The following is a 26564-nucleotide window of genomic DNA, read 5'->3' as shown; positions in this document are numbered from 1 at the left end:
CCGTAATCCACTGGGGCACTGGCGTTCTGGCGTCCACGCCAGTGACGCCGCCAGAGCCTCGAAGACCGGCGCGTACCCGCTCCAGCTCGGGGGTCAACCGTCGACCCTGCTGTCCCGTCCCGAGCACGTCCAAGGCCCTGGCCAACAACTCGGCCGTGGCCGGATCGATGACGAGGTGCCCATCGAGACGGGCGATCACCGCTCGTCCTCGGGATCGAGGTACGACGCGAACCGTGCCGCGTCGGCGCGCGCGGTCTCGATCCGTGCGCGGAGTTGCGCGCTCGTCATGAACACCATGACTGGGAGCAACGCGTCGTAGAAGGCCCGAGCCATCTCCCGCGTGGCCTCGAGATCCTTCCCGAAGACCAGGCGTAGCACTGCCAGCACGTCCCAATCGGATTCGATGCGCTCCGTTGGCGCGAGCCGCACGAGCTCGGATCCCAGAGGGGCATCGGTCCAATCGGAATCGTCGACGGTGACAACGGGATGGTTCAAATAGAACCAGGTGTAGATGGCCGCCTGGGCCGCTCCACGGAGTGGCCATCCGGCGGCCCGCCCGCCTGGTGCCCGTATGCCCTTCTCGATCAGGATCTCGTTCATTCGGGTCTCGACCCACACCGAGGCCTCGGAGGTCACGTCTTCGTACAGTCGGGGCTCGTTCATGATTCGGTTTCTCTTTCTCGTTGACGACGGTTGGCAACGGCAGTGATCGACGGGATGACCATCCCGCCGGCAACAACTCCGTTGAGCTCGTAGTGACGCGAGGACGCGACCCACTCGTGGCAGGGCGCGAACTCAGGACACGCTCGGCAGACGGCTACGGCTCTGTCCGTGCGCTCGTCTCTCGTTCGCGGCGTCTCGGCGGCGTACGTGTCCGAGCTCCACAACTCGGGGTCGGTTCCTACACACGCCGCGCGGGGCAAGTCGGGCACCGAGGCCACGAGAGCCCTCAACGTCCCGTTGGGTCCACGGTTCAACGACTTACTTCCCTTCCGAAACCGATGCCCTTCGAGGCCTCGGATTGAGTTGCTTTTTCTCTCTCGTTCACGGCTCCCCCAGACCCGTCCGCCGCGTCCGCTGCTCTATAGAGCAGCAGCGGACTAGCGGACTGGGAGACGGCCACGTCCGCTAAGGGGGTGTAGCGGACTACAGCGGACACAGCGGACGCGGGTATTGGCCCTGGTGAAGAGCCATATCCGTCCGCTATGCCACTTAGCGGCCCCGGTTGCCGGGAGGCCTCGAAACGTCCGCTAAAAGGTCCGCCGTCGGGGCACCCCTCCATAGCGGACCGAATCGGACAATTCCGGCTCATTTCGAGGCCTCGGAAACCGGGTCGGTTGCGACCGTTTTCGACGTGTCCGGACCGGGATGCATGTACTTCCCCACGCCCTTGGTGACCAGGTGTGCGCGGCCTTGGTCAACGAGCCGATCCTGGGCCGCCTTGATCCGCTTCTCGTCCTTGAGATCCGGTGGGCGTACGTCAGTGCCCTTGTTCTTCTTCGAGGGTGACTCGTAGTACCGAGACCGGGCCAACCCCGGGTTGGTGACGATGGCGGTCAGCACTGCCTCGTCGTCCGCCACGGCCTGCTCCTCGAAGGCCATGATGGCGTCCCCGGCCACGATCACGAGGGATCCGCCGACCGTCTCCAACCCCAGAGCTCGATCCTTCGGCGGCGCGTCGTTCTTCGACTTGGTGGTCTCGAGGACGATCTGGGTCTCGGTCCCGTCCCGGGTCACCGCCCACGCTTGATCGGCGGCGGCGAACAGGGCACCGCTACCTCGGCCGGTCTTGTCGCCGGCCTTCGTCGTGTGATGCACCACGAGCACGTGGGCACCGGTGCGGGCCACGAGCTTGGCCACGTTGCCGTTGACGACCGACATGTCCTTGGCCGCGGACTCGTCGTGTCCCTCGGCGTAGCGGTTGAGTGTGTCGAAGACGATGAGCTTGGGCGGATCGGCGGCCACGCTCTCGGTGAACGCGGTGAACGCGACCCCGTCCTCGAGGCCGATGTCGAACGCCTCGGTGAACACGGTGAGGCCTTCGGCCCGTAGGCCGTGGTGGGTCTCCCAGGCGTGGACCCGCTTCTTGATACCGAGCACGCCCTCACCCGCGCAATAGACGGCGCGCCCCGAGGTCACCTCATGTCCGAGCCAGGCGGTACCGGTGACTATCGAGCAAGCCCAGTCCAGTGCCAGGAACGACTTGAACGAACCCGATTGACCGACCAGGAGCCCGAATGCGGCGGCGTCCAGAATGCCCTCGATCAACGGCTCGGGATTCGGAATCTCGTCCAGCGCGTCCCGGCCGACGAACTTCGCGTCGAACGATGCCAGGAACGCCTCGTTCTGTTCTCGGTCGAGTTCGCGTCGGCCGAGCCGTCGACCACGCTCGGTGGTGAGGAACTTGTCGGCCGCCTCGTGGACGCGCTTAGCCTCGTATACGTTGCGCAGCATGGCCGTTCGGTCCTCGGCCAGTGTCTTGAACTGTTCGATGGCGTAGCGCCAATCGCTCCCGAGCGGCCAGTTCTGGGCGGTGAGGATGAAGAGCGGAAGATCGGCCTGGGTTCGCGCCTCGGCCATGAACCGAGAGACGATCACCCACGCCTCTCGGGGCCAGGCCATCGCGTCCATATAGAGCGGCGGGTCACTGGGGCCGTAGTAGTCGGCCATCCAGTTGAACGTGTTCCGGCGAACGTCGTCGTCCTCACCCAAGGCCAGAACGGCCTTCTCGGCTACGTCCGCGATCAGCAATCGCTCGAGGTCTCGATTCACGACGACACCTCCGCTGCCTTCATCGCGTAGGCGTACTGGAGGGTTCGGTCGAACGACCACTTGGCCTCAGCCGCCGATACTCCGCATCGGCGGTCGTGGTCGATCACGACCCGGCCGACATCAACCAGGCCGGCGCGAAGGTTAGTCACCGCCTCGGGATCGGGCACGTCCGCGAACGCGGCCGGGTACTGCCCCATGACCGCCTCGACCGCGTAGAGGGGCAGCGCGGCGTAATCCTGAGTCATCCAACCCGGCAGGGTGATCGGAGGCTCTGAACGAACGGGCGTCGCCTCGGGGTTGTCCCGAACGTCATCGAGAACAACCTCGTTGTCCCCGAACCAATTCGCGGCCATCGTGATCGACGGAGCAGATCGGGCCTCGGCCAACTTCTCGGATAGTTGTTCGGCCACGCCGCCGGTGTAATCTGGTGCCACAACGAAACCCCATTCGTTCCCTGGACCTCGACGGCCATCCACCGTCGGGGTTCTCTTTTTGTAAGGACTACTTCTGTGGTGGGGTGTTCGAGAGTTATTGAGCAACAACATCGTTCGGGATCACTTGTGCCGACCGATCGGCGTCAACAGGTTGTCGAGATCGCTCTCGTCGACCTTCACCAACCGAGGCCCCATCCGCCACGCGGGAAGTCGGCCGTCCGCGATGTACGTTCGGATCGTTCGGGGGTCGACGCCGAGGTAGTCGGCGGCGAACTCGATACTGCGAAGTCGCTTGCTAGCCATGAGGATTCTCCGTCTCACGTCGTGAGGAATCTTGGTGATTCCGCGTGAAACAGACAGTGGCGAAGGGAAACTCAGCGCACCAGTGATTCGTCGGTGCGCGACATCGAGCCCCAGCTAGCTGCCCTAGTGCTTAGGACGTTTCGGCTAATTGGTGGACTTTTCCTTGGACCAACAGTTGGGCCAGAGCATCGACACCTATTTCCCGACGCTGCTACGAACCGTGCTCTGTTTCAACAAGCTTCGACAGGGCGGAGGCAATCTGAGCGTCCCGGCCTCGGCTCGCATGCTGGTACCGCATTGCGGCTTGCGGGGACGAATGCCCCAGGCGCGCCATGAGCTCGGCCAATGTCGCACCGGTCGACGCTGCCAGCACAGCGCCGGTATGGCGGAGGTCGTGCCAGCGGAGGTCGTCGCGACCCGCCGCCTCACGAGCCTTGTAATACGGCCTGTAGAGCGCGGCCGGGGCCAAGTGCCGGTCCGCGTCACCCGCGGACGGGAACAGGAGCGCATCTCGACCTGGAGCCGTATGGGCTCGAAGGTGATCCTCGATAGCCGGGAGCAGATGTGGCGGAACCGAGATGTCGCGTACCCCCGCTGTGGTCTTGGGCGTAGTCACCTTGAACCCGCCACCCACGCGAACCACTCCCCGACGTACGCGGATGACCCCGTGGATCACCTCCACGTCTTTCCGACGCAGCTCGGAGAGTTCTCCGTAGCGCATGGCGCACCAGGAGGCCAACAGAACCATGACCCGAAGTCGCTCGGGCATCTCCTCCACGATCACGCTCAGCTCGTCCAACGTCGCTGGCCGGATCTTGACGGCGCGCTTCGCTGTACCGGCGCCGGAAATACGGCACGGGTTGGACTCGATCACGTCGTCTCGCACTGCCGTCTCCAGGATCGTCCGCAGCAACGAGTAGGCGTGGGCGCGCATGGTCGGAGTGCCGACGGCGGTGGTGGCGTACCAGCGGCGAACCGCGGCCGGGTCGATCGACGACAGGGCGACCGGTGCGAACGTCGGGAGGATGTGGTTATCGAGGAGCTTGCGGTAGTGCTCCCGCGTCCGATCCTTGATCGAGTGTTGCGCCATCCACCCCTCGGCGTACTCCCCGAAAGGCGCATCGGGAATGTCATTCTGCCCAGACTTCGGGCTCCACAGATCTCGGTCGATTTCTCGGCGTCGATCCGTCAGCCAAGCCTCGGCGTCAATCTTCGCCGCAAAGGTCTCGGGAGCCTCGTAGAGCATCCCGTCGGGGCCCGTATAACTCGCCTTCCAACGGCCCGATCGGAACTGCCGAAGACGCCCGAATCCGCGCCGCGCCGGCTTCTTGGCCGTCACTGGGTCTCCCGCTTGCACCACATATGCACCACATGAGCCTACATCTGAGTCCGCTTGCGTCATCTTGTTTCCAGCGGTACTGTTTCGGCTATCGCCTGGTCAGAGACATTCCGATCCAGGTCAGACGCAATACCCGGAACTCTGACTAGAACTGGTTCAATCCCAGTATCGCGCACCACAGTCAGAATAAAAGGACCCCCTTTCGAGGGGGTCCTTTTTTGTGTCTTACCCAGTCTCGGTGGTGATTCACGCCATAGAAGTGCACAGTGGAGACGACGCACACACTTCGATGGAAGGACACTCACGTGTCGGACGATGCTCGCAGTGCACCCACGGACGAAACACCCACCGACACGGCCGGCCCCGGTAACGCGACCGACACCGAAGAGCCTCAGGTCGACGACGCCACACTCGAAGAAGCGAAGAAATCGGTCGAGGGACTCGACGACCGATACCGACCCGGCGCTCGGCCCACTGTGGCGCTCCCCGGAACCAACGGCACCGTCGCGGGTACGGCCTTTGCCGACATGGTCGACGACAACGGTGAGATGGTGGATGCCGACGATCGGGATGCATCCGACAGCTCCGAAACAGACAGCACGGACACCGATCACGCCGGCAGCGACGAAAAGGTAACGTCCTCGACCGATGGCTGAACACGACGTTCCCGACGCCCCCGCCGACATCGAACTCGGCGGGGGCGTCGCGTTTCTTCACACGCCGCCGATCCCGTCGCGCGGAGGGCTCGCTCTCACTCACGGTGCGGGCGGCAACTGCGGGTCGGTGCTCCTACAGAACATTGCGTCGGTGTGGGCGGCGGCCGGCTTCACGGTGTTGCGGTTCGACCTTCCGTTCCGAGTCCGCAAGGCCAAGGGTCCTCCGCATCCCTCCCGTTCCGAGGAGGACCGGATGGGGATCGCCGCGGCCGTCGATCGACTGCGTGCCGAAACCGACGGGTTCGTCGTGTTCGGCGGGCATTCGTACGGCGGCAGGCAGGGATCGATGATCGCGTCGGAGCAGCCGGGTCTCGTGGACGGTCTGGTGCTGACGTCCTATCCCCTGCACCCACCGGGCAAGCCCGACAAGCTTCGGACCCACCATCTGCCCGACCTACGTACCCCCACTGTTGTGCTGCACGGCACCAGGGATCCGTTCGCTACCACCGAGGAACTCGGGGCGGCGTTCGCTCTGGTTCCCGCTCCCACACTGCTGATCGACATCGACGGCGCGGGCCACGATCTCGCACCGGCGAAGTACGACGCAGCGCAGCGGACTCTCGATGCTGCTGTCTCACTGTTCGAATCGCCGCCCGCCGATCGGCCGGGCGTCGTCCCGCTCTTCGACCCGTCACGCTGAAGTGGTGTACTGACGTTATGCCGACCTGGGGATGGTTCATCGTTGCGCTGGTCCTCGTCGATACCGCGGTGCTCGCGGCCTGGTTCCTCGCGCGTCGAAAGCCGGACAGATCGCGTGCCACGTCCCAGAGCCTGAAGCTGGTAGGACTGGACGACGGTGCGCGGGCAGACATTCACCAATTGTTGGCCGCGGACAAGAAGATTCAGGCCATCAAGGTCTTCCGTGATCGAACCGGTGCCGGATTGCTCGATGCCAAGAACGCAATCGAGACGATGCAACGCGGAGCACCGTTTCCTCCCCCGTCGACCATTCTCGATGCAGCGAGTTCGGGTCCCGTGCGATGGGACGACCTCCTCCCCCGATTGACGGCACTCAAATCGGAAGGCAAAGCGATTGCGGCGATCAAGCTGCTGCGCGATCGAACAGGACTGTCGTTGCGGGACGCGAAGAATGCCGTCGATCAGCTGTGAGCGTTCGTGAGGCGGGCCCGGCGGATGCGCACCGAGTCGCCGAGCTGGCCGCACTGACCTTCCCCTTGGCCTGCCCACCGGGAACGCAACCCGATGATATCGAGACTTTCGTCTCGAACGTGTTGTCGGCCAAGCACTTCGAGGCGTACATCGTCGACCCGAACAGGACCGTACTGCTCGACGAGTCGGCCGAGGCACAGGTACTCGGATACGCGATGCTGGTGTTCGGCACTCCCACCGACTCCGGCATCCGCTCGGCGCTGTCCCACGAGCCGACGGTAGAGATCAGCAAGCTGTACGTCCGACCCTCCGAACACGGCGGCGGAGTCGCAGCGCGCCTGATGACGTCGGCGCTGGACAGTGCTCGTCGGCACGGCTGCCGAGGGGCGTGGCTGGGCGTCAACCAACAGAACGTCCGCGCCCAGAAGTTCTATGCCAAGCACGGATTCGAGATAGCCGGCACCAAGACGTTCGTCGTCGGCGACCGGACGCACGACGACTACGTCATGCAGGTGCAGCTCTGAGCCTGCCTCGACCGAGGCAGGTCAGCCGACGGCAGCGAAACGAGACAGTGCGAGCAGACGGGACGTCGCACGGAGGTACTTCTTCCGGTAACCACCCGCGAGCATCTCCTCGGTGAAGATCTCGTCGAGCTTGCCACCCGAGGCCGTCACCGGAATACCCGCGTCGTACAGGCGGTCGGCGAGGACGACCAGTCGCAACGCAATTGCCTGATCGGAAGCCGGGTGCACGTTCTTCAGGAACACCGCGGGAATACCGTCCAACAATTTGCCGTAGCGCGACGGGTGCAGCGTGCTCAGGTGCGCCAGCAGGTCGTCGAAGTCGTCCAGGGTCGCGCCCTCGATACCGTCGGCACGCTCGACGAGCTCGGCCTCCGACGTCGGCTCCGGGGCCGGCGGCAGATCGCGGTGCCGGTAATCGGGACCGTCGACGCGGACGGACTCGAAGATCGAACCGAGCTTCTTGATCTCCCGCAGGAAGTCCTCGGCCGCGAAGCGGCCTTCGCCGAGCTGGCCGGGCAGGGTGTTCGACGTCGCCACGATGGACACGCCGCGCTGCGAGAGCTCCGACAGCAGTCGCGAGACCAACATCGTGTCGCCCGGATCGTCGAGCTCGAACTCGTCGATGCACAGAACACTGTGGTTCGAGAGCTCTTCGAGAGCCTTGTTGAAGCCCAATGCACCGACGACGTGCGTCAACTCCACGAACGTGCCGAACGCCTTCGGTTCGGGGACGCTGTGATAGATCGAGGCCAGCAAGTGGGTCTTACCGACGCCGAAGCCGCCGTCGAGGTAGAGCCCCGCACCGGTGGCCGGGGTCTTCTTACCGAACAGCCCGCGCTTGCCCTTGCCGCGAATCTTCTGCACCTTGTTCGCGAATTCCTCGGCTTTCGCGACCGCAGCGGCCTGCGTCGGCTCCTTGGGATCGGGAATGTACGAGGAGAAGCTGACGTCGTCGAACATCGCCGGCGGAACCATCTGCGCGATCAGCTGATCGGAGGGGACCACGGGATTTCGGTCGACAAGGCGTGCGGGCATTGATCGAGCGTAACGACGTGGTCTCATGTGACTCATGCAGCTTCTCGATATTGGGACCTACTTCACATCGGAGCAGGCCGCCGCAGCGCTCCCCGCCGTCGGAACCGAAGTGGACGACGACGGTCTGCGATCGCTGTATGCCTACCCGACCGATGTGGGCCGACCGTGGATCCGTACCAACTTCGTCTCCAGTATCGACGGGTCCGTCACCTCCGACGGTGCCTCGGCCGGGCTGGGCACCCCGGCAGACACCCGGTTGTTCGGCATCCTGCGAGAGCTGTGCGATGCGGTGCTCGTCGGCGCCGGCACCGTGCGCGGAGAGAACTACGGCGGGGTCGCCCTGTCTCCCGATGTCATCTCTCGCCGGCAGGCGAACGGTCAGGAATCGGTGCCGACCATCGTGGTCGTCACCGCCTCCGGCTCCATCGATGCGCGGTCTCGCCTACTGACGGACACAGCGGTGATGCCGGTGGTGCTCACGTCCGCCGCGGCGGACCGCTCTGCGGTAGGCGAACTCCGGACGGCCGGGGCGACGGTGCTCGAGGTGTCCGGCGAATCGGTGTCGACCACCGACATTGTCGAGTCTCTGTCCCAGCTCGGGTTCGGTCGCGTGCTGTGCGAGGGCGGACCAGGACTGTTCGGTCAGCTGGTGACCGACGGGGCGGCGGACGACGTGTGCCTGACGATCTCACCGAAGGTGATCAGTGGGCCTGCCGGCCGCATCGCCCATGCCGCACACGCCGCCGATACGTCCATGCAGCGCGCACTCGTGCTCGGCGACACCGACGGCACGCTGTTGACCCGCTGGGTGCGGCCGTGACGAGAGACGCGGGCGCGGCAGCGAAGCAAAAGTAGATAGCCTCGCACCGTGACGCAGAAACGTTCGTTGCTCGCCGCAGTACTCCTCGTCGCCACGGTCTGCGCGGCCTGTGGAGGCGGCCCGTCGATCCGTCCCGAAGTGGCGGTGGAGCAGCGCTCGCCCGGTCAGCCCGCCGAGTCGTCGCCAGAAACCCCGCCCGAACCGGCTGCACTCGCTGTTCCGACCACCGACCTCGATTGGTCCGAGTGCACCTCGGCCACCCTCGGAATGTTCGGGCTCACCGCCACCACGCCGGGCCTGACACTCGAATGCGGTGAGTACGAGGCCGATGTCGACGCCAGCGGTCAGATGTTCGGCACCTTCGCCGTCGGGGCGCTTCGGGCCACGCTCGACCGGACACCCGTCGATGCCGGGCCCCTGGTGTTCACGTCCGGTTCGGATCGTTCGTCGATCGCAACCTTGGCCACGATGGCCGCCGGCCCACTCGCCACGCTGCTCGAGGCACATCCGATCGTTGCCGTGGATCGCCGCGGCATCGGACGCTCGACGGCCGTGGACTGCATCGACGACACCCCCCAGGCGCCTACCAAGGCTGCCGTCGATGCCCTGGGACAGTTCTCCAGATCCGACTCGGACTCCGTCGACCGCGCGGTCGACGCCGGACGAGACGCCACCATCGAATGCACCGACACCCTGCAGCCGCAGGAACTCGCCTTCGGCACCGGGTACGCCGCGGACGATCTCGATCGGCTTCGGCAGTTGTGGGGCGTGGACCGGATCGGCCTGATCGGAGCGGGGAACGGTTCTCTCACCGCCATGGCCTACGCCGCGAAGTTTCCCGACAACGTCGCGCGGCTGATCCTCGATTCGCCGACGGGCGTCAACGCCGACCAGGCAACGCTCGCCGAGCAGCGAACTCAGGGCAAGGAAGCGGCGTTCGCTGCCTTCGCACAGCGTTGCGTCGCGCTGAACTGCTCGCTCGGAAGTGACCCGACGGCCGCAGTGGCACAGTTGATCAAGCGCGCCGCCGGCGGCGAATTCGCACCGCTGTCCACACACGAAATTCTCGACGCGATCACCTTTGCGCTGGCCTCGACCGCGGGAGACGCGTCGACGCGGGCGAGAGATCTGTCCTCGACGCTCTCCGCTGCCGCCGCCTCCGACACGACTGCGCTCGCAGCGCTCGCCGAACGAGGCCGGGCGGCGTACAGCACCGACGGCCAGTTCGTCGCCCGCTGCACGGACGGGCAGCAGTGGCCCTCTCCGCAGGGCGTCCGCGACCTGGCACCGGGGTCGGCCGACCGCTACCCGATCTATGGAACCGACGCTGCCCTGACGGCATTGCTGTGCTCGTCCTGGCCGACAGCTCCCTCCGTCCCACTGCCCACCTCGCTGGACGTTCCGGTCCTGGTGCTGTCCAACGCCGGCGACCCGATCGTCGGCAACGGCGGCCTGTCCTCGGTCACCGGCCTGATCGGTGCGACGGGTGCCGCCGTCGCGTCGGCCGCCTGGCAGGGCAGCGGGCATCCGAGCATCGGCGGGTCGCAGTGCCTGCAGAGTGCTGCTGTCACCTACGCCCGAGACACGACGCTTCCGACCGACGGCACCGTCTGTCCGGCCTGACTCGACTCCTCGGAGGGTCGCGAAAGACACGGGCCCCGCGGGGTGTCCTGAACGGGCGCACCGACCGTCTCGGGTACCGTTCGCGGGTGTCACTTAGCTTTCTGGAGCCGCGTACCGGGCGGACCACCGCCGAAGTAATCAAGTACGCGCTCTGGCCGATCGCCATCATGACCGTCGTGCATCGGGTGGTGATCAGGGCGGTCAACGGCGATGTCACCAACGACTTCAACCCGGTGTACAACGCAGCTCTCGCGTTCCTCAACCGGCAGCCGGTGTACACCGCGAACTTCGATTCGGTCGATCCTCATTACCTGTACCAGCCGAGCGCGACGATGCTGCTCTCCCCCATCGCCATCATCGACCCGGAGCGCTCTCGCTGGCTGTTCATCCTTGCCAGCACCGTGGCCATCCTCGTCGCGCTGTACATCCTGCTGCGCATCTTCGGCTTCCGACTGGACTCGGTGGCTGCACCCGCCCTGCTCCTGGCTGCCTTCGTCAGCGAGACGGTGACGAACACACTGGTGTTCACCAACTTCAACGGTTTCGTACTCCTCGGCGAAGTGGCGTTTCTCGGATTCCTGTTGCAGCGCAAGGATTTGTCCGCCGGTGTCGCGATGGGCTTGACCCTGGCGATCAAGCCGATGCTCGCACCACTGCTGCTGCTCCCCCTGATGACGAGACAGTGGAAGGTGTTCATCACCTCGATCGCCATCCCGGTGGTGATGATGGCCATTGCCTGGCCGTTGTCCGTCGATCCCAAAAATTTCATCGATCGGACGCTGCCGTACCTGCTGCAGACGCGTGACTACTTCAACAGCGCTGTCGTCGGCAACGGCCGTTACTACGGAGTGCCCGAGTTCCTGACCCTCGGCATCCGCGCCGTCCTGGGCATCATGGTGTTGGTCTCGCTGTGGTTGCTCTACCGGTACTGCCGAGAAGATCGACTGTTCTTCTTCGCCACCACCTCCGGCCTGATCCTCACCGCGCACTGGCTGCTGGGCTCACTGGGCCAGATGTACTACTCGATGATGCTGTTCCCGTTGCTCATGACGGTCGTGCTCAGGAACTCGCTACTCCGGAACTGGCCGGCCTGGCTCGCGATCTACGGGTTCATGAACGCCGATCGTTGGTTGTCCGGACGGTGGATCGAAACCGGACGGGCCCTCGACTATCTCCGCACCACCTTCGGTTGGGCGCTGCTGATCGTCGTGATCTTCGGAGTGCTCGTCGGACGCTGGTTCGCCGCGAGAACAGAGGGACGGCTCGACGAGGGAATCGAGCCCAGCTACCTGTTACCGACCGCGTCACCAGCGAAAACGGCATAACCCGGCAAATCGTATTAGCGTGTCAGCATGAGTTCAGCAACAGACAACAATGCCGCTCCGGCCGTCCAGTTCACCGACGCGCAGTGGCGGGAGAAGCTGACACCCGAGGAGTACGCGGTTCTGCGTCAGGCCGGTACCGAGCGCCCGGGCGTCGGCGAATACACCGACACCACCACCGAAGGCATCTACGAGTGCCGCGCCTGCGGAGCCGAACTGTTCCGCAGCACCGAGAAGTTCGAATCGCATTGCGGATGGCCGTCTTTCTTCGACCCGGCCGACAGCGACGCCGTCATCCTGAAAGAGGACACCACCCTCGGTATGCGCCGCGTCGAGGTCGTCTGCCGCAACTGCCACAGCCACCTCGGCCACGTCTTCGAGGGCGAGGGCTACCCCACCCCGACCGACCAGCGGTACTGCATCAACTCGATTTCTCTGGTGCTCAAGCCTGCATCCTGATCGGTCCGGACATCCCGGGGATCGCCGCGCACTCGGCGAACCTGCGCTGAGGATGCGTCGAAACCGAGCCGCGAACTCCGGAGATTACCTCTGCTTGACCCGATCGTTAGGGTAGCTTTGGGGTTGTGGCCACGTCGATCAAGACCTTCTGGTGGCGCCAGGTGAAGATCACCGGCGTCACACCCAATTTCGGTGACGAATTGACGCCGGGACTGGTCGCATCATTGTTCGGGCAGAAGTGTTCCTGGCGTCGCGCGAAGCGCTGCGACATGATCGGGGCAGGTTCCACCCTGGAAATGGTCCAGCTCATGCAGGCCCGGAAGGGTCTCAAGGTCTGGGGCTCGGGTTTCATGCTCAGTGACGCCGCCCACGAACGAGACTTCAGCTACCCCGATTTCGACTTCTACGCGGTTCGCGGACATCTGTCGCTGGGACGCATCAAGTCCGAGCGCGAGGTCGCGGTCGGGGACCCCGGGCTGCTGGCGAACAAAGTCTATGCACGCTCCCCACGTGTACCCGGCCGGATCGGCCTCGTCTACCACTGGGTGCACAAGAAGGATCCCGTAGTGCGCTCGCTTGCGCGAGACAAGAGCGTCACGTTGATCGACCCGTCCAGAAAGCCGGCCAAGGTGATCGCCGACATCACTGCATGTGACTTCGTGATGTCCACGAGTCTGCACGGGTTGATCGTCGCAGACTCGTACGGCATCCCCAACGCATGGATAAAGCTGCCGCAAGACATAGGCGGCAACGGATACAAATTCGCCGATTATTACTCTGCTTTCGACCGACAAGCTGTCCAGCATTCGTCGGACCTAGCGCGAGATCACGATCGAATGGCGCAGCTACAACACGAATATCGGCCGGTCCCGAATCTGAAAGAGATTCAAGACAATCTGATCGGAGCCTTTCCGTTCGCTCCGCCCCACACAGCTTGAATTCGACAGGCCGAAACTCGAGCCGGTCATCGTTCGCTCCCACACGATCGCTTTCGAGCGCCCTATTACGACGGTGCATACTGTGAGCATGCGCACTTTCACCTCACCAGAGCAGATCAAGGCGGCCGTCGGCGAAGAACTGGGAACCAGCGACTGGCTCCAGATCACCCAGGAACGGGTGAACACCTTCGCCGACGCCACCGGCGACCACCAGTGGATCCACGTCGACGTCGAACGAGCGAAGAAAGAAAGCCCGTTCGGTGCTCCGATCGCCCACGGATTCCTGAGCCTGTCGCTCGTGTCGATGCTCAACTGGCAGATCTACACCATCGAGAACACCAAACTCGGAATCAACTACGGCTCCAACAAAGTTCGCTTCATCAACCCGGTCAAGGTCGGATCCCATGTCCGGTTGCGGACCACCCTCACCTCTGTCGAGGACGCGTCGGGCGGAGCGCTGCAGATCGTGACGACCGCAACGCTCGAGATCGAAGGCGAGGACAAGCCGGCCTTGGTTGCCGAAATCATCTCGCGGGTGGTGTTCTGACCGATCGTGTCACCGGTGGATCGAACGCAGTGATCGGCGGCAGCGGCGCGTCGTAGCGTTCGATCTCCACCAGCACGTGTTGCCCGGTGCACCCTCGCGAGAGCGACGACGACCCGACGTCGGCGGTGAGAACGTTCACGCTGCCGTGCACGCACATCGACCCTGGGTCTGCTCGGTCCAGCGGGTCGTACCAGGCACCGGTCGACAACTGCACCACCGATTCCAGCATCCCGTCGTCGACGACCACCCCGGCCAGGCACGAACCGCGGTCGTTGAACACTCGCACCACATCGCCGTCCGACACTCCCCTGGCCCCCGCCGCAGACGGATGCATTCGTATCGGCTCGCGGCCATGAATCTTCGAATTCCGGCTCACCGCACCGTGATCGAGCTGACTGTGCAGCCTGGTGCGTGGCTGGTTGGCGATCAGGTGCAACGGAAACTGCTGGGCGCGTGGCCCGCCGAGCCATTCCTGCGGCTCGAACCACATCGGGTGCCCGCGGCAGTCGTCGTAATCGAACCCCGCGACCGTCGCCGAGAAGATCTCGATCTTGCCGCTCGGTGTCCGCAGCGCGTTGCCGATCGGGTCCTGGCGAAAATCCTCCAGAAACGTCAACTCGTCCTCGGTCTTCATCCGGAACGAACCCTCACGCGTGAAGTCGTCGAATTCCGGGGTCTGCACGCCGTCGGCCCGCAGATACTCGCGCCACTGCCCGTACATGTGCTCGAGCCATTGCTGTGACGTGCGCCCCTCGGTGAACTGCTGCCCCACACCGAGTTTCGTAGCGAGTTCCGCGAAAGTGTCGTAATCGTCGCGCGAATCGGCGAATCGCTCGGCGGCCGGTGCCATGGCCACGAGCAGTGGATCGTTGCGTGTGCAGCTCAGATCCGACCGTTCCAGCGATGTGGTCGACGGGACTACGACGTCTGCGTGCTTGGCCATCGGCGTCCAATAGGGATCGTGGACGACGACGGTATCGGGCCTGCCGAGTGCCCGGCGCAATCGTCCCAGATCCTGGTGGTGATGAAACGGGTTGCCGCCCGCCCAATAGACCACTTTGATGTCGGGATAGACCAAACGTCGGCCGTCGTAGTCGAATTCGTGCCCGGGGTTGAGCAGCATGTCCGAGACAGCTGCAACCGGAATCAGATCGGCCACCGGATTGATTCCCTGCGGCAGTGTCGGCAACGGATAGGGCACAGGAGCGAGGCCGGGCTCGTTCATCGAGCCGTATCCGTGTCCGAATCCCCCACCGGGAACGCCGATTTCGCCTAGCATCGCCGCCAACGTGATGCCCATCCACGGAGCCTGTTCACCGTGCTGCGTACGTTGCAACGACCACGTGACGGTGACCATCGTGCGTTTCGACGCCATGTCCCGTGCCAGCTCTGCGATTACGGACGGCTCGATACCGCAGATCTCCGACGCCCACTGCGGGGTCTTGGGAGTGCCGTCCGAGACACCGAGAAGGTAGCGCTCGAACTCGGGGTAACCCTCGCAGTATTTCTCCAGAAACGCTGTGTCGTGCAGTTTTTCGTCGGCCAGGACGTATGCCAGAGCCAGCATCATCGCCACGTCGGTTCCGGGGCGTGGGGCGATCCACCGCGCCTCGCCCGACATGTCGTTGCGCAATGGACCGACGGTGACGATCTGCCCGCCGCGGGCGCGCATCGCGTCGAGCGAACCGACGGTCGGATGATCCGACGTACCACCGTGGTTGATGCCGGTGTTCTTCACCGGGACTCCGCCGAACGCCACCAGCAGTTCGGTGTGTTCGGCGATCACGGACCAGGATGTGGAGCGCGAGAACATCTTCCAGTGCGCGCCGAGCACGTGCGGCATGATGACGCCGGTCGCACCGAGCGAATAGCTGTGCACGGATCGCGTGTAGCCGCCGATGCAGTTCAGAAAGCGGTGTACCTGACTCTGCGCATGATGAAAGCGGCCGGCACTGGCCCAACCGTACGACCCGCCGTAGATGGCGTTGTTGCCGAATGTGTCGACCACGCGGCGCAATTCGCGCGACAACAGGTCGGTGAGCTCGTCCCACGAGACGTCGACGAACTCGTCGCTACCGCGCCTGTCGGTGGGGCCGGGACCGTTCTCGAGCCAGCCCCTGCGTACCGCAGGCGAGGTGACTCGGGATCGATGGGTCACCGAACCGACGAGGTTGCCCAGCACCGGGGAAGGATTGCTGTCCGTCACCTGAGGATGAATCGCGGTGACGTCACGTCCGTCCGAGTCGGCGCGGAACATCCCCCAGTGGCCCATGTGCTGGACGCCGGTCACTCCGGTCATCGAATCCCGAACGCGCTCAACGCTGCCAGCAGTGCGTCGGGACGCTCGGCCGTCGGCACCGGATCGACGAGTGCGAAACTGCACCCGATCTCCTGTGCCGCGCCGTCGGCCTCGGCACTGTCGCCCACCATCAGCGTCCGCGCGGGCTCGACGCCGAGAGCGGCCACCGCATGTCGGAAGATCTCCGGTTGCGGTTTGACGTGCCCGACCTCGAACGAGAGCACGAATTCGTCGACGTACCGGTCCAGACCCCGAGCAGTGAACGCAGGACGGATGTCGAAGGCAATGTTGCTCAGCACCCCGACGCGAATCGACCGTCCCGCCAATGTCGACAGTGCCGCTTCCGTGTCGGGATAGGGCGTCCAGGAGTCGGCGTCGATGACTCGTCCGTACACCGATTCGGCCTGTGCCTCGGCGGTGATGCCGGACTGCGCCAGAACGTGCAGATACGCCTGCCGATGCAGGGCCGGATCCAGATCGCGATGACGCCATGCGTGCCGAGTGGCGTCGTCGAACTCGACGGTCTCGCCGACCGGAGCGGTCATGCGTCGCATGAGCTCGGCGGCTCCGGCTCCGTCGACCGGAACGCCGTCGGCATCGTGCACACCGTCGAACCACGACGGCTCCTCTTCCAGTCGGAAGAGTGTGCCGGAGAAGTCGAAGAGAACGGCGTCGACGATGGGTGTGTCCGTCCCCGTCACGGTAGTGATTCGACGAGCGCGTCCACCTCGACCCGAGGGCCGGTGAAGAACGGCGTCTCCTCGCGCACGTGTCGGCGTGCCTCGGTGGCCCGGAGATCGCGCATCAGGTCCACGATGCGGTCGAGCTCCGGGGCTTCGAAAGCCAGGATCCACTCGTAGTCACCGAGCGCGAACGAGGGGACGGTGTTGGCGCGCACGTCCTTGTAGTCGCGTGCTGCCTTCCCGTGATCGGCGAGCATCGTCCGACGTTCCTCGTCGGGCAGCAGGTACCAGTCGATCGAGCGGACGAACGGGTACACGCAGATGTACGCGCCCGGATCCTCGCCCGCGATGAACGCAGGCACGTGGCTCTTGTTGAACTCGGCGGGGCGGTGCAGAGCAGTGTTGCTCCATACCGGCGTGCTCGCCTTGCCCAGCGCGGTGGTGCGCCGGAAGTCGGAGTACGTCGCCTGCAGGTCCTCGATGCGCTCGGCGTGCGTCCACACCATGAAGTCGGCATCGGCCCGCATGCCGGCGATGTCGTAGACCCCGCGCACGACGACACCCTTGTCCTCACGGCCCTCGAAGAATGCCCGGGCTTCCTTCGCAGCGGCCGCGCGGTCGTCGCCCAGAACCCCGGGTGTGACCTTGTAGACCGAGAACATCAAGTACCGAAGAGTCGAATTGAGCGCTGAGTAATCGAGGCGTGCCATGGCCCCTATCGTGCCACCTCGACCAGACGGGCGGCAGCGGTGGTGGCGGACGCAATACAGGCCGGTACCCCGACGCCGCGCTGCCACGCTCCGGTCACGGCGAGCCCGGCGAGTTCGGACACTCCGGATTCGATGGCGGCGACGCGGTCGAGGTGTCCGGGAGCGTACTGCGGCAATCCGCCCGGCCACCGCTGGACGGTCACTGCCAGCGGCCTGGTGTCGATACCCGCGACCGTGGCCAGGTCAGCGAGCGCGACGTCGATCGTGTCGTCGTCGGATCGCTGCGCGGTGGTGTCGTCGCCGAAACGCCCGAGCGAGGCTCGCAGCAGTACCGCGTCACGCTGGGCCAGGTGCGGCCACTTTCGACTGGACAGCGTGAACGCCTTCACGTCCAGCCCCGCGTCCGTCGCCACCAGAATTCCCGAATTCTGCGGCAGCTCGGTCGACGTCGGAAACGCCATGGCCACGACCGTCGACGACGCGAGTTCGATCTCACGGGCCGCGCGCGACGCGTCCGGTGCGAGGTCTGCGATGAGATCGGCCAGTATCGGTGCCGGTACCGCCAGCACGACCCCGTCGACCACACCTACCCGATCGACGAACCAGCCGCCCGACTCATGGCGGATCTCGCCGACGCTCGTCTCGCGTAGAACGCGAGCGTCGGTGGCTGTAACTAAGGCATCGAGCAGCACCGCGTAGCCGTCCCGGAGTCCACCGAACACCGGCCCCGGGGACGGAGTCGGGAGTGCCTTCAGCACTGCCTCGGTCAGGTTCGCCGCGCCGTTGTCCAACGCAGCGGCCAGCGTCGGCAGCGCAGCACGGACACCGATGGAGCTCGCCGAACCGGAGTAGACCCCGCCGAGCAGTGGATCGACCGAACGGCTCACCACCTGGTTCCCGAAACGTGTGCCCACGAGATCGGCCACGCTGGCATCGGAGCCCCGGACCCATCGAAACGGCCGCTCGGTCTCCGTGTCGATGATGTGCAGCTCGGACGGATCGACCAGCTCCCGGACGGACTCCGCCGACGACGGGATACCCATCAGGGTGCCCACCGGAAGTGGATGAGTGCGTCCACCGGAGAAGACGAGCGGTCGCACCGTCGACGGGTGCACGAGCTGATCGGTGAGCCCCAGTTCCGCAAGCAGGGCGGGCACCTCCGGACGGCGTCCGATGAATGCCTCGGCACCGACATCGAGCGACTGATCGCCGACCGAGGTGGTGCGCAGGGTGCCGCCCACCCGGGACGATGCCTCGACCAGAGTGATCTCTACGTCGGGTCCGCACGCCTGCCGCAGGCGATACGCCGCGACGAGGCCGGAAATTCCGCCGCCGACGACGGCGTAACGCCGGACGGTCACAACGAATGCACCAACGAGACGACGCGAGTCAGAATGTCGGGGTCGGTATCGGGAAGCACGCCGTGGCCGAGATTGAACACGTGGCCGCGGGCACCGGCCGCGATCGCACGATCCGCCTCGGCGGCAATGCGTCGGACCTCGGCCTCCACTGCGTCCCAGCCCGCGAACAGCACTGCGGGATCGAGATTGCCTTGCAGAGCCTTGCCGTGGCCCACCCGGTGCACCGCGTCGTCGAGCGGAATCCGCCAGTCGACCCCGACCACGTCGGCCCCGGCCTCGCCCATGGCACCGAGCAGTTCTCCGGTGCCGACCCCGAAGTGAATCTTCGGGACGCCGGCCGAGGACACGGCGTCGAACACTCGTGTCGAGTGCGGCAATACGTACTCGCGGTAATCGGCGAGCGACAGTGCACCCGCCCAGGAGTCGAACACCTGAACGGCGTCGACGCCCGCAGCCAGCTGGGCCTGCAGAAAGGTGATCGTGGTGGAGGCCAAGGCGTCGAGCAAAGCGTGCCACGTGGCCGGATCGGACCGCATCAGAGCTTTGGTCTTCTCGTGATTGCGGCTCGGACCACCCTCGACCAAGTACGACGCAAGGGTGAAGGGTGCGCCGGCAAATCCGATCAGCGGGGTGGTTCCCAGCTCACGAGTGAGAATGCGGACGGCGTCGGCCACCGGCTGCACCTGGTCGGAGGTCAGGACGGGCAGAGCCGCGACGTCCGCAGCCGAACGCACCGGATGCGCAACCACCGGTCCGGTACCGGCGACGATGTCGAGATCGATGCCCGCGGCTTTGAGCGGAACCACGATGTCGGAGAAGAGGATCGCTGCGTCGACGTCGTGACGACGTACGGGCTGCAAGGTGATCTCGGCGACCAGATCGGGCCGGAAGCACGAGTCCAACATCCCGATGCCTGCACGGATCTTGCGGTATTCCGGAAGGGACCTGCCGGCCTGACGCATGAACCACACCGGCCGCCTCGACGTCGGTCGACCGTCGATCGCGGCCAGAAACGGCGCCTCCGGAAGTTCTCGTCGGGCGGGGGCTGCGGTGTGCGATTCGGCGTTCATCACCGTCCATGCTGCCACGTGCGACAACCGCCGCTACCCTCGAGGGCGAGACACTCATCGCAGTTCAGGACACTCGGATCGTTCGACGGACGCTCGGCGCAGTTCGATCACGGCTCGGCGCGCCTCCATCGCAGGGCAACGTGACGCGTCTAACGTCCGGTGACGTGACCGAGCACCGATCTGACGCCGAACCTGCGCCTTTCCGCGCCGCCATCGACGCGATGCATCGGGCGCAGGTACACCCGGCAATCGAAATCGGTCCGATTCGGCCGCCGCAGAGACTCGCTCCGTACAGCTATGCGATCGGCGCCGAGGTCAAGCACGCCGACTCCGAGCAGATCGACGAACAGAGCGACGGCGACGCGTTCGGCCGTCTGATCCTGTTGTACGACCCCGACGGTGCCGAGGCCTGGAACGGCACTCACCGCCTGGTCGCGTACATCCAGGCCGATGTGGACGAGTCCCTCGCCGACGATCCACTGCTCCCCGAGGTCGGCTGGAGTTGGCTGGTCGACGCCCTCGAATCGCGATCGGAACCGTTGAACGCGCTCGGCGGCACGGTCACCTCGACCAGCTCGGTACGGTACGGCGACATCGCCGGCCCCCCGAAGGCTCACCAACTCGAACTTCGCGCGTCCTGGACGGCGACGTCGGAGGATCTCTCGACTCACGTCGAGGCGTTCTGCGAGGTGCTCGCCTACGCCGCGGGCCTGCCGCCCGCGGGCATCACCACCCTCGGTCAGCGCAGTTCCAGTCGGACATAGCAGTTCCAGTCGTACATAGTTGCCGGTCCGTTCGGCCCCAGGGCCTAGAGTCACATCTCATGTCAGCCGAGAGTTCCCCGGACACCGCGTCGGATGCAGAAGCGAACGAGCCTGTCGCCGTTCCGTTGTTGGCCCCCGCTGACGGGGTTCCCGACGTCGTCGACACCGCCGATGCCGTTCGCGCAGCCGCAGAGGCACTTGCCGCAGGCCACGGGCCCCTCGCTGTCGACGCCGAGCGCGCGTCCGGCTTCCGCTACTCCCAACGTGCGTACCTCGTGCAGTTCCGCCGCCGCGGCGCAGGCACCGTGTTGCTCGACCCCATTCCCGTCACCGGCGACCTCGCACCCCTGGCCGAGGTCATCAACCCGCTCGAATGGGTATTGCACTCCGCGGACCAGGACCTGCCCGGTCTCGCTGAACTGGGGCTCGTCCCCGCCACGCTGTACGACACCGAACTCGCCGGCCGCCTGGCCGGATTCGACCGCGTCGGCCTCGGTGCGATAGTCGAGCGAACCCTCGGCCTGGCCCTGCAGAAGGGGCACGGCGCGGCCGACTGGTCCACCCGACCCCTCCCCGACACCTGGCTCAACTACGCCGCCCTCGACGTCGAAGTTCTGCTCGAGCTGCGAGACGCGATGGCCACCGAACTCGAGGCACAGGGCAAAACCGAGTGGGCAGCACAGGAGTTCGCACACATCCTCGCCCTCGGCCCGCCCAAACCGAAAACCGACAGATGGCGTCGGACATCGGGAATCCATGCGATCAAGTCACCACGAACGTTGGCTGCCGTCCGCGAATTGTGGACCACCCGAGACGAATTGGCGGCCAAGCGCGACGTCGCGCCCAGCCGGGTCCTGCCCGACTCGGCGATCGTCGCCGCGGCGACGGCCGATCCGAAGTCCTCACGCGAACTCGAACAGCTACCGGTCTTCGGCGGCCCCCGTCAGCGTCGGTCCTCTCGGTTGTGGGCCTCGGCCCTGACCCGAGCACGGGCGCTGCCCACCGCGGAGTTGCCGTCGATGGCGGCATCGTTCGACGGGCCGCCCCCGGTCAACCGATGGGCCCGCCGCGATCCGGACGCAGCGTCCCGACTGGCCGATGTGCGAGCGGCGATGACCGAGCTGAGTGAATCGGTGTCGGTACCGGTCGAGAACCTGCTGATGCCGGATCTACTTCGGCGACTCGTATGGGATTGGCAGACTCCCGACGACGACGGCGTCGACCCAGGAGAGATGATCGACGCTCGGTTGACCGAGGGTGGGGCTCGGCCGTGGCAACGCTCGCTGGTGGTGCCGGTTCTGACGAAGGCACTGCACCCTTCCCAAGTTACCGACGGGTAATACCCGCTACAGTGGGTGGCGCGTCCGGGCACCCGGACGAGTCGTCCGCATCTGTCGGGAGGATCGAAAAGCGTGTCTGTACCCCCGTCCACCAGCTCACAGAGGAATGTTGTCTTCGTCGACGGCATCCGTACCCCGTTCGGCAAAGCAGGCCCCAAGGGCATGTACGCCGACACTCGCGCAGACGACCTCGTCGTCAAAGCGATACGCGAGCTTCTCCGCAAGAACCCCAATCTTCCTCCCGAGCGCATCGACGAGGTCGCGATCGCTGCGACCACACAGACCGGCGATCAGGGCCTGACAATCGGCCGGACCTCCGCTCTCCTGGCCGGGCTCCCCCGCAGCGTCCCGGGGTTTGCGATCGACCGCATGTGCGCAGGTGCGATGACTTCGGTGACCACCACCGGATCGGGAATCGGATTCGGCCAGTACGACGTCGTCATCGCCGGTGGCGTCGAGCACATGGGCCGCCACCCGATGGGTGAGGGTGTCGACCCCAACCCGCGCTTCCTCGCCGACAAGCTCGTCGATCCCAGCGCCCTGGTGATGGGCAACACCGCCGAGAACCTGCACGACCGGTTCCCGAGCATCACCAAGGACCGCACCGACGCCTACGCCGTCGCCAGCCAGAACAAGTACGACGCAGCGAAGAAGGCCGGCTACATCGCCGACACCCTCGTTCCCGTTGCCACCAAGTCCGCCGCAGGGTGGGGCCTGGCCACCGAGGACGAGCCGCCTCGTCCCGGCACCACCGTCGAAGACCTCGCGAAGCTCAAGACGCCGTTCCGCCCTGCCGGCCGCGTCACCGCAGGCAACGCCGCGGGACTCAACGACGGTGCCACCGCCGCGATCCTCGCCGGCGAGGACACCGCGCACGAACTCGGCCTGAACATCGGCATGCGCATGGTCGGCTTCAGCTTCGCAGGCGTCGACCCGGCCGTCATGGGCATCGGACCGGTCCCCGCGACCGAAAAGCTGCTCGGCCGAACGGGATTGAGCATCGAAGACATCGGCCTGTTCGAGATCAACGAGGCCTTCGCCATCCAGGTACTCGCCTTTCTCGAGCACTACGGCATCGCCGACGACGATCCCCGCGTCAACCAGTGGGGCGGTGCCATCGCGTGTGGCCACCCCCTCGCGTCCTCGGGCGTCCGCCTGATGACCCAGCTGAGCCGCCAGTTCGCTCAGCAGCCCGACGTCCGCTACGGCCTGACGACCATGTGCATCGGTCTCGGCATGGGCGGAACCGTCATCTGGGAGAACCCCAACCACGCTGACTACTCGGGAGCAGCCAAATGAGTGACATCACCACCGCGTTCGAAGACGAGGTCGTCACGAACGCGTTCACCAAGATCGTCTCCGTACCGGGGCTCGACGGCTCCATCGCCCTCGTGACACTCGACAACGGCTTCGATCACACCAAGCCGTCGACCTTCGGTCCCGGCGGACTGGCCAAGTTCGACGCCGCACTGGACGAGGCCTTCGCAGCGAACCCGGTGGCCATCGCCGTCACCGGCAAGCCGTTCATCTTCGCAGTCGGTGCCGACCTCAACGGCGTGCCGAACATCAAGACCAAGGACGAGGCGCTGCAGATCGGGCAGCTAGGGCACAAGGTCTTCCGTCGCCTGCGCGAATCCACGATTCCGACGTTCGCCTTCATCAACGGTGCCGCACTCGGCGGTGGCCTCGAAGTGGGACTGCACTCGCACTACCGGACCGTCGCGGAGAACGCGGCCGCACTCGGTTTGCCCGAGGCCTTCCTCGGCCTGGTGCCGGGATGGGGCGGAACCCAGTTGCTGCCCAACATCATCGGAGCCTCGAACGCCGTCACCGTCGTCATCGAGAACGCACTGAACCAGAACCGCGTCCTCAAGCCGCAGCAGGCACTCGACCTCGGCATCGCCGACGCCCTCTTCGGCGGAGCCGACTTCCTCGAGCAGTCCCTCGCGTGGGCCGCTCAGGTCATCAAGGGCGAGGTCATCCCCCACCGTCCCGAGATCGATCGCGGGCAGGCCTGGGACGACGCCATCACCCGTGCCAGGGGCATCGTGGCCGGCAAGACCGGCAATTTCGCGCCGGGACCGGTCGCTGCCGTCGACCTGCTCGAGCTGGCCAAGAACACCGACATCACCGATTCCGCGTCTCTCGACAAGGCCTTCGCGGCCGAGGACGACGCGCTGTCGACGCTGTTGGTCAAGGACGAGTTGCGTGCCGGTTTGTACGCCTTCGACTTGGTTCAGAAGCGCGCGAAGCGTCCCGCCGGTGCGCCCGACAAGTCGCTCGCGCGCAAGATCTCCGGTGTCGGCATCGTCGGTGCCGGTCTGATGGCCAGCCAGCTCGCGTTGCTGTTCGTGCGCCAGCTGAAGGTGCCGGTGATTCTCACCGACATCGATCAGGAGCGCATCGACAAGGGCGTCGGCTACGTTCACAGCGAGATCGACAAGCTGCTCGGCAAGAAGCGCCTGTCCCCCGACGCCGCAAATCGCTTGAAGGCGTTGGTGTCCGGATCGATCGACAAGTCCGCATTCGCGAACACCGACTTCGTTATCGAGGCAGTCTTCGAGAACCTCGACGTGAAGAAGAAGGTGTTCGCCGAGGTCGAGGAATTCGTCTCTGCCGAAACGATTCTCGCGACCAACACGTCTTCGCTGTCGATCACGAAGATGGCGGCCGATCTGAAACACCCCGAGCGGGTCGTCGGTTTCCACTTCTTCAACCCCGTGGCCGTACTTCCGCTGCTCGAGGTCGTCAAGGGCGAGAAGACCGACGATGCCACTCTCGCAACAGCATTCGCCACCGCGAAGACTCTGAAGAAGTCTGCCGTGCTGTCGGCGGATCTCCCCGGTTTCGTCTTCAACCGGCTAGTCACTCGTGCGTCCAACGAGATCATCAGCGCGATCGACGAGGGCACCCCGTTCGATGTGGCCGACGGCGCAGTGGGCGAACTCGGCATGCCGATGAGCCCGCTGACGTTGCTGGCACTCGTCGGACCGGCCGTCGCTCTGCACACCGCGGAAACGCTGGCCGAGGCGTACCCGGAGCGATTCAAGGACTCCGCCGGATTCCGTGCGCTCGTCGAGGCGAAGAAGCCGGGCGTGTGGACCTACGGACCCGAGGGCCAGGTTGTCGACCCCGAGGTGGCCGCACTGTGGCCGCAGGGTGATTCACCGTCGACGGCCGAACAGGTTCTCGAGCGAACCCGTAACGCCTTCGCGGACGAGATCAAGATCATGCTCGACGAAGGGGTCGTTGCCGCGGCCCAGGACATCGATCTCTGCCTGCTGCTGGGCGGAGGCTTCGGATTCTGGAACGGCGGTATCACTCCGTACCTGGATCGCAGCGGCGCGTCCGAGGCCGCCACCGGTCAACGCTTCCTCGCGCCCGGTGTAGCCAGCGTCTAGCTCTACCCGCCGAGTTCGAGGTTATGGACGGATTTCTCCGGATTTTCGTCCATAACCTCGAACTCGGCTTTTTCGTGTCGGGATAAGGTCTGACCCGATGAACAGCGAACGCAGTCGGTTGATCGGCATCGCCTATCGAATGCTGGGTTCCTACAGCGACGCCGAGGACGCAGCATCGGAAGCGCTGCTCCGCTGGTACCGACTCACCGACGCCGAACGTGACGAAATCGACGTCCCCCGTGCGTGGCTCACCCGCGTCGTCGGCCGCATCTGTCTGGACCTGCTCGGATCCGCCCGCGTACGCCGGGAACACTATGTGGGGCAATGGCTTCCCGAACCCGTCCGAGCCCTTGCGACCAGCGACGACGGCACATCGGACCCGGCCGACCGCGTCGCCCTCCACGAGTCCGTCGGCCTGGCGTTGCTCGTCGTGCTGGACTCACTGAGCCCGGCAGAACGTGTCGCGTTCGTGCTGCACGATGCATTCGCGGTTCCATTCGACGACATCGCGAACGTTCTCGGTCGGACCCCCGCCGCCTGCCGCCAACTGGCCTCGGCCGCCCGGCGACGGGTGCACGACGATCGCCGCGGCCCGAGCGCCCCCGACACCCACGACCGCGTCGTCCGCGCTTTCGTGGCTGCCGCCGCCGGCGGAGATCTCGATGCGCTCGTCGCACTGCTCGCCCCCGACATCACCCTCGTCAGTGACGGCGGCGGACGGGTGTCGGCGGCCCGCAACCCGGTTCGCGGGGCCGATCGGGTCGCCCGCTTCGTTCTGGGTATCACCGTCAAGTCCACCGACCTCGACCGGTCGATCGAATCGGTCAACGGCCTGACCGGAGTCGTCCTTCGCCGACACGGTGTGGTCACCGGTGTGATCGGTTTCCGCACCGATTCCGCCGTGGTCACCGACGTGTGGATCGTGCTCAACCCGGAAAAACTTCGACACTGGTCGTGACGGCCATACATTCTCGTGGGCTACGTCGTCAGTGCA

General features: G+C 65.4%; 27 protein-coding genes. 15 read left to right on the top strand and 12 right to left on the bottom strand.

All coding sequences use genetic code 11. The features are described from left to right. Positions 1-195 precede the first annotated feature (195 nt). The 6 genes from CH262_RS27510 to CH262_RS08310 form a co-directional block, all read right to left on the bottom strand. The gene (locus tag CH262_RS27510) at positions 196-663 is read right to left on the bottom strand and encodes a hypothetical protein (RefSeq protein ID WP_179274949.1); all 468 of its coding nucleotides are present in this window, start codon (positions 661-663) and stop codon (positions 196-198) included. Beyond that, positions 660-932: a WhiB family transcriptional regulator gene (locus CH262_RS28400; protein ID WP_179274948.1), complete on the bottom strand. Its 273-nt coding sequence runs from the start codon at positions 930-932 to the stop codon at positions 660-662. The genes CH262_RS27510 and CH262_RS28400 overlap by 4 nt, the downstream gene beginning before the upstream one ends. Before the next feature lie 376 nt (positions 933-1308). Further along, positions 1309-2772, bottom strand: coding sequence for an AAA family ATPase (locus tag CH262_RS08325; RefSeq protein WP_094717424.1), 1464 nt, complete (start codon positions 2770-2772; stop codon positions 1309-1311). Further along, entirely contained in the window at positions 2769-3182 is a 414-nt protein-coding gene (locus CH262_RS08320) for a hypothetical protein (protein ID WP_143547085.1), read from the bottom strand. Before CH262_RS08320 ends, CH262_RS08325 begins: the two co-directional genes overlap by 4 nt. A gap of 144 nt (positions 3183-3326) precedes the next feature. Further along, complete coding sequence (locus tag CH262_RS08315) at positions 3327-3509, bottom strand: excisionase family DNA-binding protein (RefSeq protein WP_094717422.1); 183 nt, start codon at positions 3507-3509, stop codon at positions 3327-3329. Positions 3510-3720: 211 nt separating this feature from the next. Then, positions 3721-4848 carry a tyrosine-type recombinase/integrase gene (locus CH262_RS08310; protein WP_256988742.1) on the bottom strand — a complete coding sequence of 376 codons (1128 nt, stop codon included), beginning with the start codon at positions 4846-4848 and terminating at the stop codon, positions 3721-3723. A gap of 305 nt (positions 4849-5153) precedes the next feature. On the opposite strand from CH262_RS08310, the gene CH262_RS08305 reads away from it, so the two are divergent. From CH262_RS08305 to CH262_RS08295, 4 genes are read left to right on the top strand one after another with little or no spacing between them, the layout of a single operon-like run. After that, positions 5154-5504 carry a hypothetical protein gene (locus CH262_RS08305; protein WP_080732059.1) on the top strand — a complete coding sequence of 117 codons (351 nt, stop codon included), beginning with the start codon at positions 5154-5156 and terminating at the stop codon, positions 5502-5504. Beyond that, entirely contained in the window at positions 5497-6204 is a 708-nt protein-coding gene (locus CH262_RS08300; protein WP_032372509.1) for an alpha/beta hydrolase family protein, read from the top strand. The genes CH262_RS08305 and CH262_RS08300 overlap by 8 nt, the downstream gene beginning before the upstream one ends. A 17-nt stretch (positions 6205-6221) precedes the next feature. Continuing rightward, on the top strand, positions 6222-6674 hold the full coding sequence (locus CH262_RS28100) for a hypothetical protein (protein ID WP_032372510.1): 453 nt from the start codon (positions 6222-6224) through the stop codon (positions 6672-6674). Then, positions 6671-7198 (top strand): GNAT family N-acetyltransferase, encoded by a 528-nt coding sequence (locus CH262_RS08295; RefSeq protein WP_032387311.1) that lies wholly within the window; start codon positions 6671-6673, stop codon positions 7196-7198. Before CH262_RS28100 ends, CH262_RS08295 begins: the two co-directional genes overlap by 4 nt. A gap of 21 nt (positions 7199-7219) precedes the next feature. Here the strand turns inward: CH262_RS08295 and zapE are convergent, their stop codons facing one another. After that, positions 7220-8233 (bottom strand): cell division protein ZapE, encoded by a 1014-nt coding sequence (zapE, locus tag CH262_RS08290; protein WP_032365070.1) that lies wholly within the window; start codon positions 8231-8233, stop codon positions 7220-7222. Between the two features lie 34 nt (positions 8234-8267). Here zapE and CH262_RS08285 point away from each other — a divergent pair, with 34 nt between their 5' ends. The 6 genes from CH262_RS08285 to CH262_RS08260 all read left to right on the top strand — a co-directional run bounded on the left by CH262_RS08285 (position 8268) and on the right by CH262_RS08260 (position 13942). Then, positions 8268-9053, top strand: a complete 786-nt coding sequence (locus CH262_RS08285; protein WP_032387310.1) for a pyrimidine reductase family protein — start codon at positions 8268-8270, stop codon at positions 9051-9053. A 48-nt stretch (positions 9054-9101) separates the two neighbouring features. After that, the gene (locus CH262_RS08280) at positions 9102-10676 is read left to right on the top strand and encodes an alpha/beta fold hydrolase (protein WP_094717420.1); all 1575 of its coding nucleotides are present in this window, start codon (positions 9102-9104) and stop codon (positions 10674-10676) included. 47 nt (positions 10677-10723) lie between these two features. Further along, positions 10724-12001: a glycosyltransferase family 87 protein gene (locus CH262_RS08275; protein ID WP_205914089.1), complete on the top strand. Its 1278-nt coding sequence runs from the start codon at positions 10724-10726 to the stop codon at positions 11999-12001. Between the two features lie 27 nt (positions 12002-12028). Further along, positions 12029-12457 carry a peptide-methionine (R)-S-oxide reductase MsrB gene (msrB, locus tag CH262_RS08270; protein WP_094717419.1) on the top strand — a complete coding sequence of 143 codons (429 nt, stop codon included), beginning with the start codon at positions 12029-12031 and terminating at the stop codon, positions 12455-12457. Positions 12458-12582: 125 nt separating this feature from the next. Then, a complete protein-coding gene (locus tag CH262_RS08265) occupies positions 12583-13395 on the top strand; it encodes a polysaccharide pyruvyl transferase family protein (RefSeq protein ID WP_094717418.1) in 813 nt (270 codons plus the stop codon). Positions 13396-13483: 88 nt separating this feature from the next. Then, positions 13484-13942, top strand: a complete 459-nt coding sequence (locus CH262_RS08260) for a MaoC family dehydratase (RefSeq protein WP_027496923.1) — start codon at positions 13484-13486, stop codon at positions 13940-13942. Here the strand turns inward: CH262_RS08260 and CH262_RS08255 are convergent. From CH262_RS08255 to hemE, 5 genes are read right to left on the bottom strand one after another with little or no spacing between them, the layout of a single operon-like run. After that, complete coding sequence (locus CH262_RS08255) at positions 13920-16241, bottom strand: molybdopterin-dependent oxidoreductase (RefSeq protein WP_256988741.1); 2322 nt, start codon at positions 16239-16241, stop codon at positions 13920-13922. The two genes, CH262_RS08260 and CH262_RS08255, sit on opposite strands and share 23 nt — an antisense overlap. Then, the gene (locus CH262_RS08250; protein WP_228139211.1) at positions 16238-16942 is read right to left on the bottom strand and encodes an HAD family hydrolase; all 705 of its coding nucleotides are present in this window, start codon (positions 16940-16942) and stop codon (positions 16238-16240) included. Before CH262_RS08250 ends, CH262_RS08255 begins: the two co-directional genes overlap by 4 nt. Beyond that, entirely contained in the window at positions 16939-17634 is a 696-nt protein-coding gene (gene hemQ / locus CH262_RS08245; RefSeq protein WP_027496920.1) for a hydrogen peroxide-dependent heme synthase, read from the bottom strand. The genes CH262_RS08250 and hemQ overlap by 4 nt, the downstream gene beginning before the upstream one ends. A 5-nt stretch (positions 17635-17639) precedes the next feature. Continuing rightward, on the bottom strand, positions 17640-18995 hold the full coding sequence (locus tag CH262_RS08240) for a protoporphyrinogen oxidase (protein WP_094717417.1): 1356 nt from the start codon (positions 18993-18995) through the stop codon (positions 17640-17642). After that, complete coding sequence (hemE, locus tag CH262_RS08235) at positions 18992-20065, bottom strand: uroporphyrinogen decarboxylase (RefSeq protein WP_032387502.1); 1074 nt, start codon at positions 20063-20065, stop codon at positions 18992-18994. Before hemE ends, CH262_RS08240 begins: the two co-directional genes overlap by 4 nt. 164 nt (positions 20066-20229) lie before the next feature. On the opposite strand from hemE, the gene CH262_RS08230 reads away from it, so the two are divergent. The 5 genes from CH262_RS08230 (at position 20230) to sigJ (ending at position 26528) form a co-directional block, all read left to right on the top strand. Further along, the gene (locus CH262_RS08230; protein WP_027496917.1) at positions 20230-20829 is read left to right on the top strand and encodes a DUF3000 domain-containing protein; all 600 of its coding nucleotides are present in this window, start codon (positions 20230-20232) and stop codon (positions 20827-20829) included. A 59-nt stretch (positions 20830-20888) separates the two neighbouring features. After that, on the top strand, positions 20889-22169 hold the full coding sequence (locus CH262_RS08225) for an HRDC domain-containing protein (RefSeq protein ID WP_032387308.1): 1281 nt from the start codon (positions 20889-20891) through the stop codon (positions 22167-22169). Positions 22170-22241: 72 nt separating this feature from the next. After that, positions 22242-23468, top strand: coding sequence for a thiolase family protein (locus CH262_RS08220; protein ID WP_032387307.1), 1227 nt, complete (start codon positions 22242-22244; stop codon positions 23466-23468). Then, positions 23465-25570: a 3-hydroxyacyl-CoA dehydrogenase NAD-binding domain-containing protein gene (locus tag CH262_RS08215; protein ID WP_032387306.1), complete on the top strand. Its 2106-nt coding sequence runs from the start codon at positions 23465-23467 to the stop codon at positions 25568-25570. The genes CH262_RS08220 and CH262_RS08215 overlap by 4 nt, the downstream gene beginning before the upstream one ends. 97 nt (positions 25571-25667) lie before the next feature. Then, positions 25668-26528, top strand: coding sequence for an RNA polymerase sigma factor SigJ (gene sigJ, locus CH262_RS08210; protein ID WP_094717415.1), 861 nt, complete (start codon positions 25668-25670; stop codon positions 26526-26528). Positions 26529-26564: the final 36 nt, after the last annotated feature.

It is taken from the genome of Rhodococcus sp. 05-2255-1e, from assembly GCF_002259025.1.
Classification (GTDB): Bacteria; Actinomycetota; Actinomycetes; order Mycobacteriales; family Mycobacteriaceae; genus Rhodococcoides; species Rhodococcoides fascians.
The sequence above is the reverse complement of the archived record's forward strand: the minus strand, read 5'-3'. Positions and strand labels throughout refer to the sequence as shown.

What these genes read in the sequence shown, in the direction of transcription:
- CH262_RS08255 (WP_256988741.1), bottom strand. Translation starts at nt 16,241, where the DNA reads ATGACCGGAGTGACCGGCGTCCAGCACATGGGCCACTGGGGGATGTTC.
- hemQ (WP_027496920.1), bottom strand. Translation starts at nt 17,634, where the DNA reads ATGGCACGCCTCGATTACTCAGCGCTCAATTCGACTCTTCGGTACTTG.
- msrB (WP_094717419.1), top strand. Translation starts at nt 12,029, where the DNA reads ATGAGTTCAGCAACAGACAACAATGCCGCTCCGGCCGTCCAGTTCACC.
- CH262_RS08260 (WP_027496923.1), top strand. Translation starts at nt 13,484, where the DNA reads ATGCGCACTTTCACCTCACCAGAGCAGATCAAGGCGGCCGTCGGCGAA.
- CH262_RS27510 (WP_179274949.1), bottom strand. Translation starts at nt 663, where the DNA reads ATGAACGAGCCCCGACTGTACGAAGACGTGACCTCCGAGGCCTCGGTG.
- sigJ (WP_094717415.1), top strand. Translation starts at nt 25,668, where the DNA reads ATGAACAGCGAACGCAGTCGGTTGATCGGCATCGCCTATCGAATGCTG.
- CH262_RS08300 (WP_032372509.1), top strand. Translation starts at nt 5,497, where the DNA reads ATGGCTGAACACGACGTTCCCGACGCCCCCGCCGACATCGAACTCGGC.
- hemE (WP_032387502.1), bottom strand. Translation starts at nt 20,065, where the DNA reads ATGAACGCCGAATCGCACACCGCAGCCCCCGCCCGACGAGAACTTCCG.
- zapE (WP_032365070.1), bottom strand. Translation starts at nt 8,233, where the DNA reads ATGCCCGCACGCCTTGTCGACCGAAATCCCGTGGTCCCCTCCGATCAG.
- CH262_RS08285 (WP_032387310.1), top strand. Translation starts at nt 8,268, where the DNA reads ATGCAGCTTCTCGATATTGGGACCTACTTCACATCGGAGCAGGCCGCC.
- CH262_RS08315 (WP_094717422.1), bottom strand. Translation starts at nt 3,509, where the DNA reads ATGGCTAGCAAGCGACTTCGCAGTATCGAGTTCGCCGCCGACTACCTC.
- CH262_RS08225 (WP_032387308.1), top strand. Translation starts at nt 20,889, where the DNA reads ATGTCAGCCGAGAGTTCCCCGGACACCGCGTCGGATGCAGAAGCGAAC.
- CH262_RS08215 (WP_032387306.1), top strand. Translation starts at nt 23,465, where the DNA reads ATGAGTGACATCACCACCGCGTTCGAAGACGAGGTCGTCACGAACGCG.
- CH262_RS28100 (WP_032372510.1), top strand. Translation starts at nt 6,222, where the DNA reads ATGCCGACCTGGGGATGGTTCATCGTTGCGCTGGTCCTCGTCGATACC.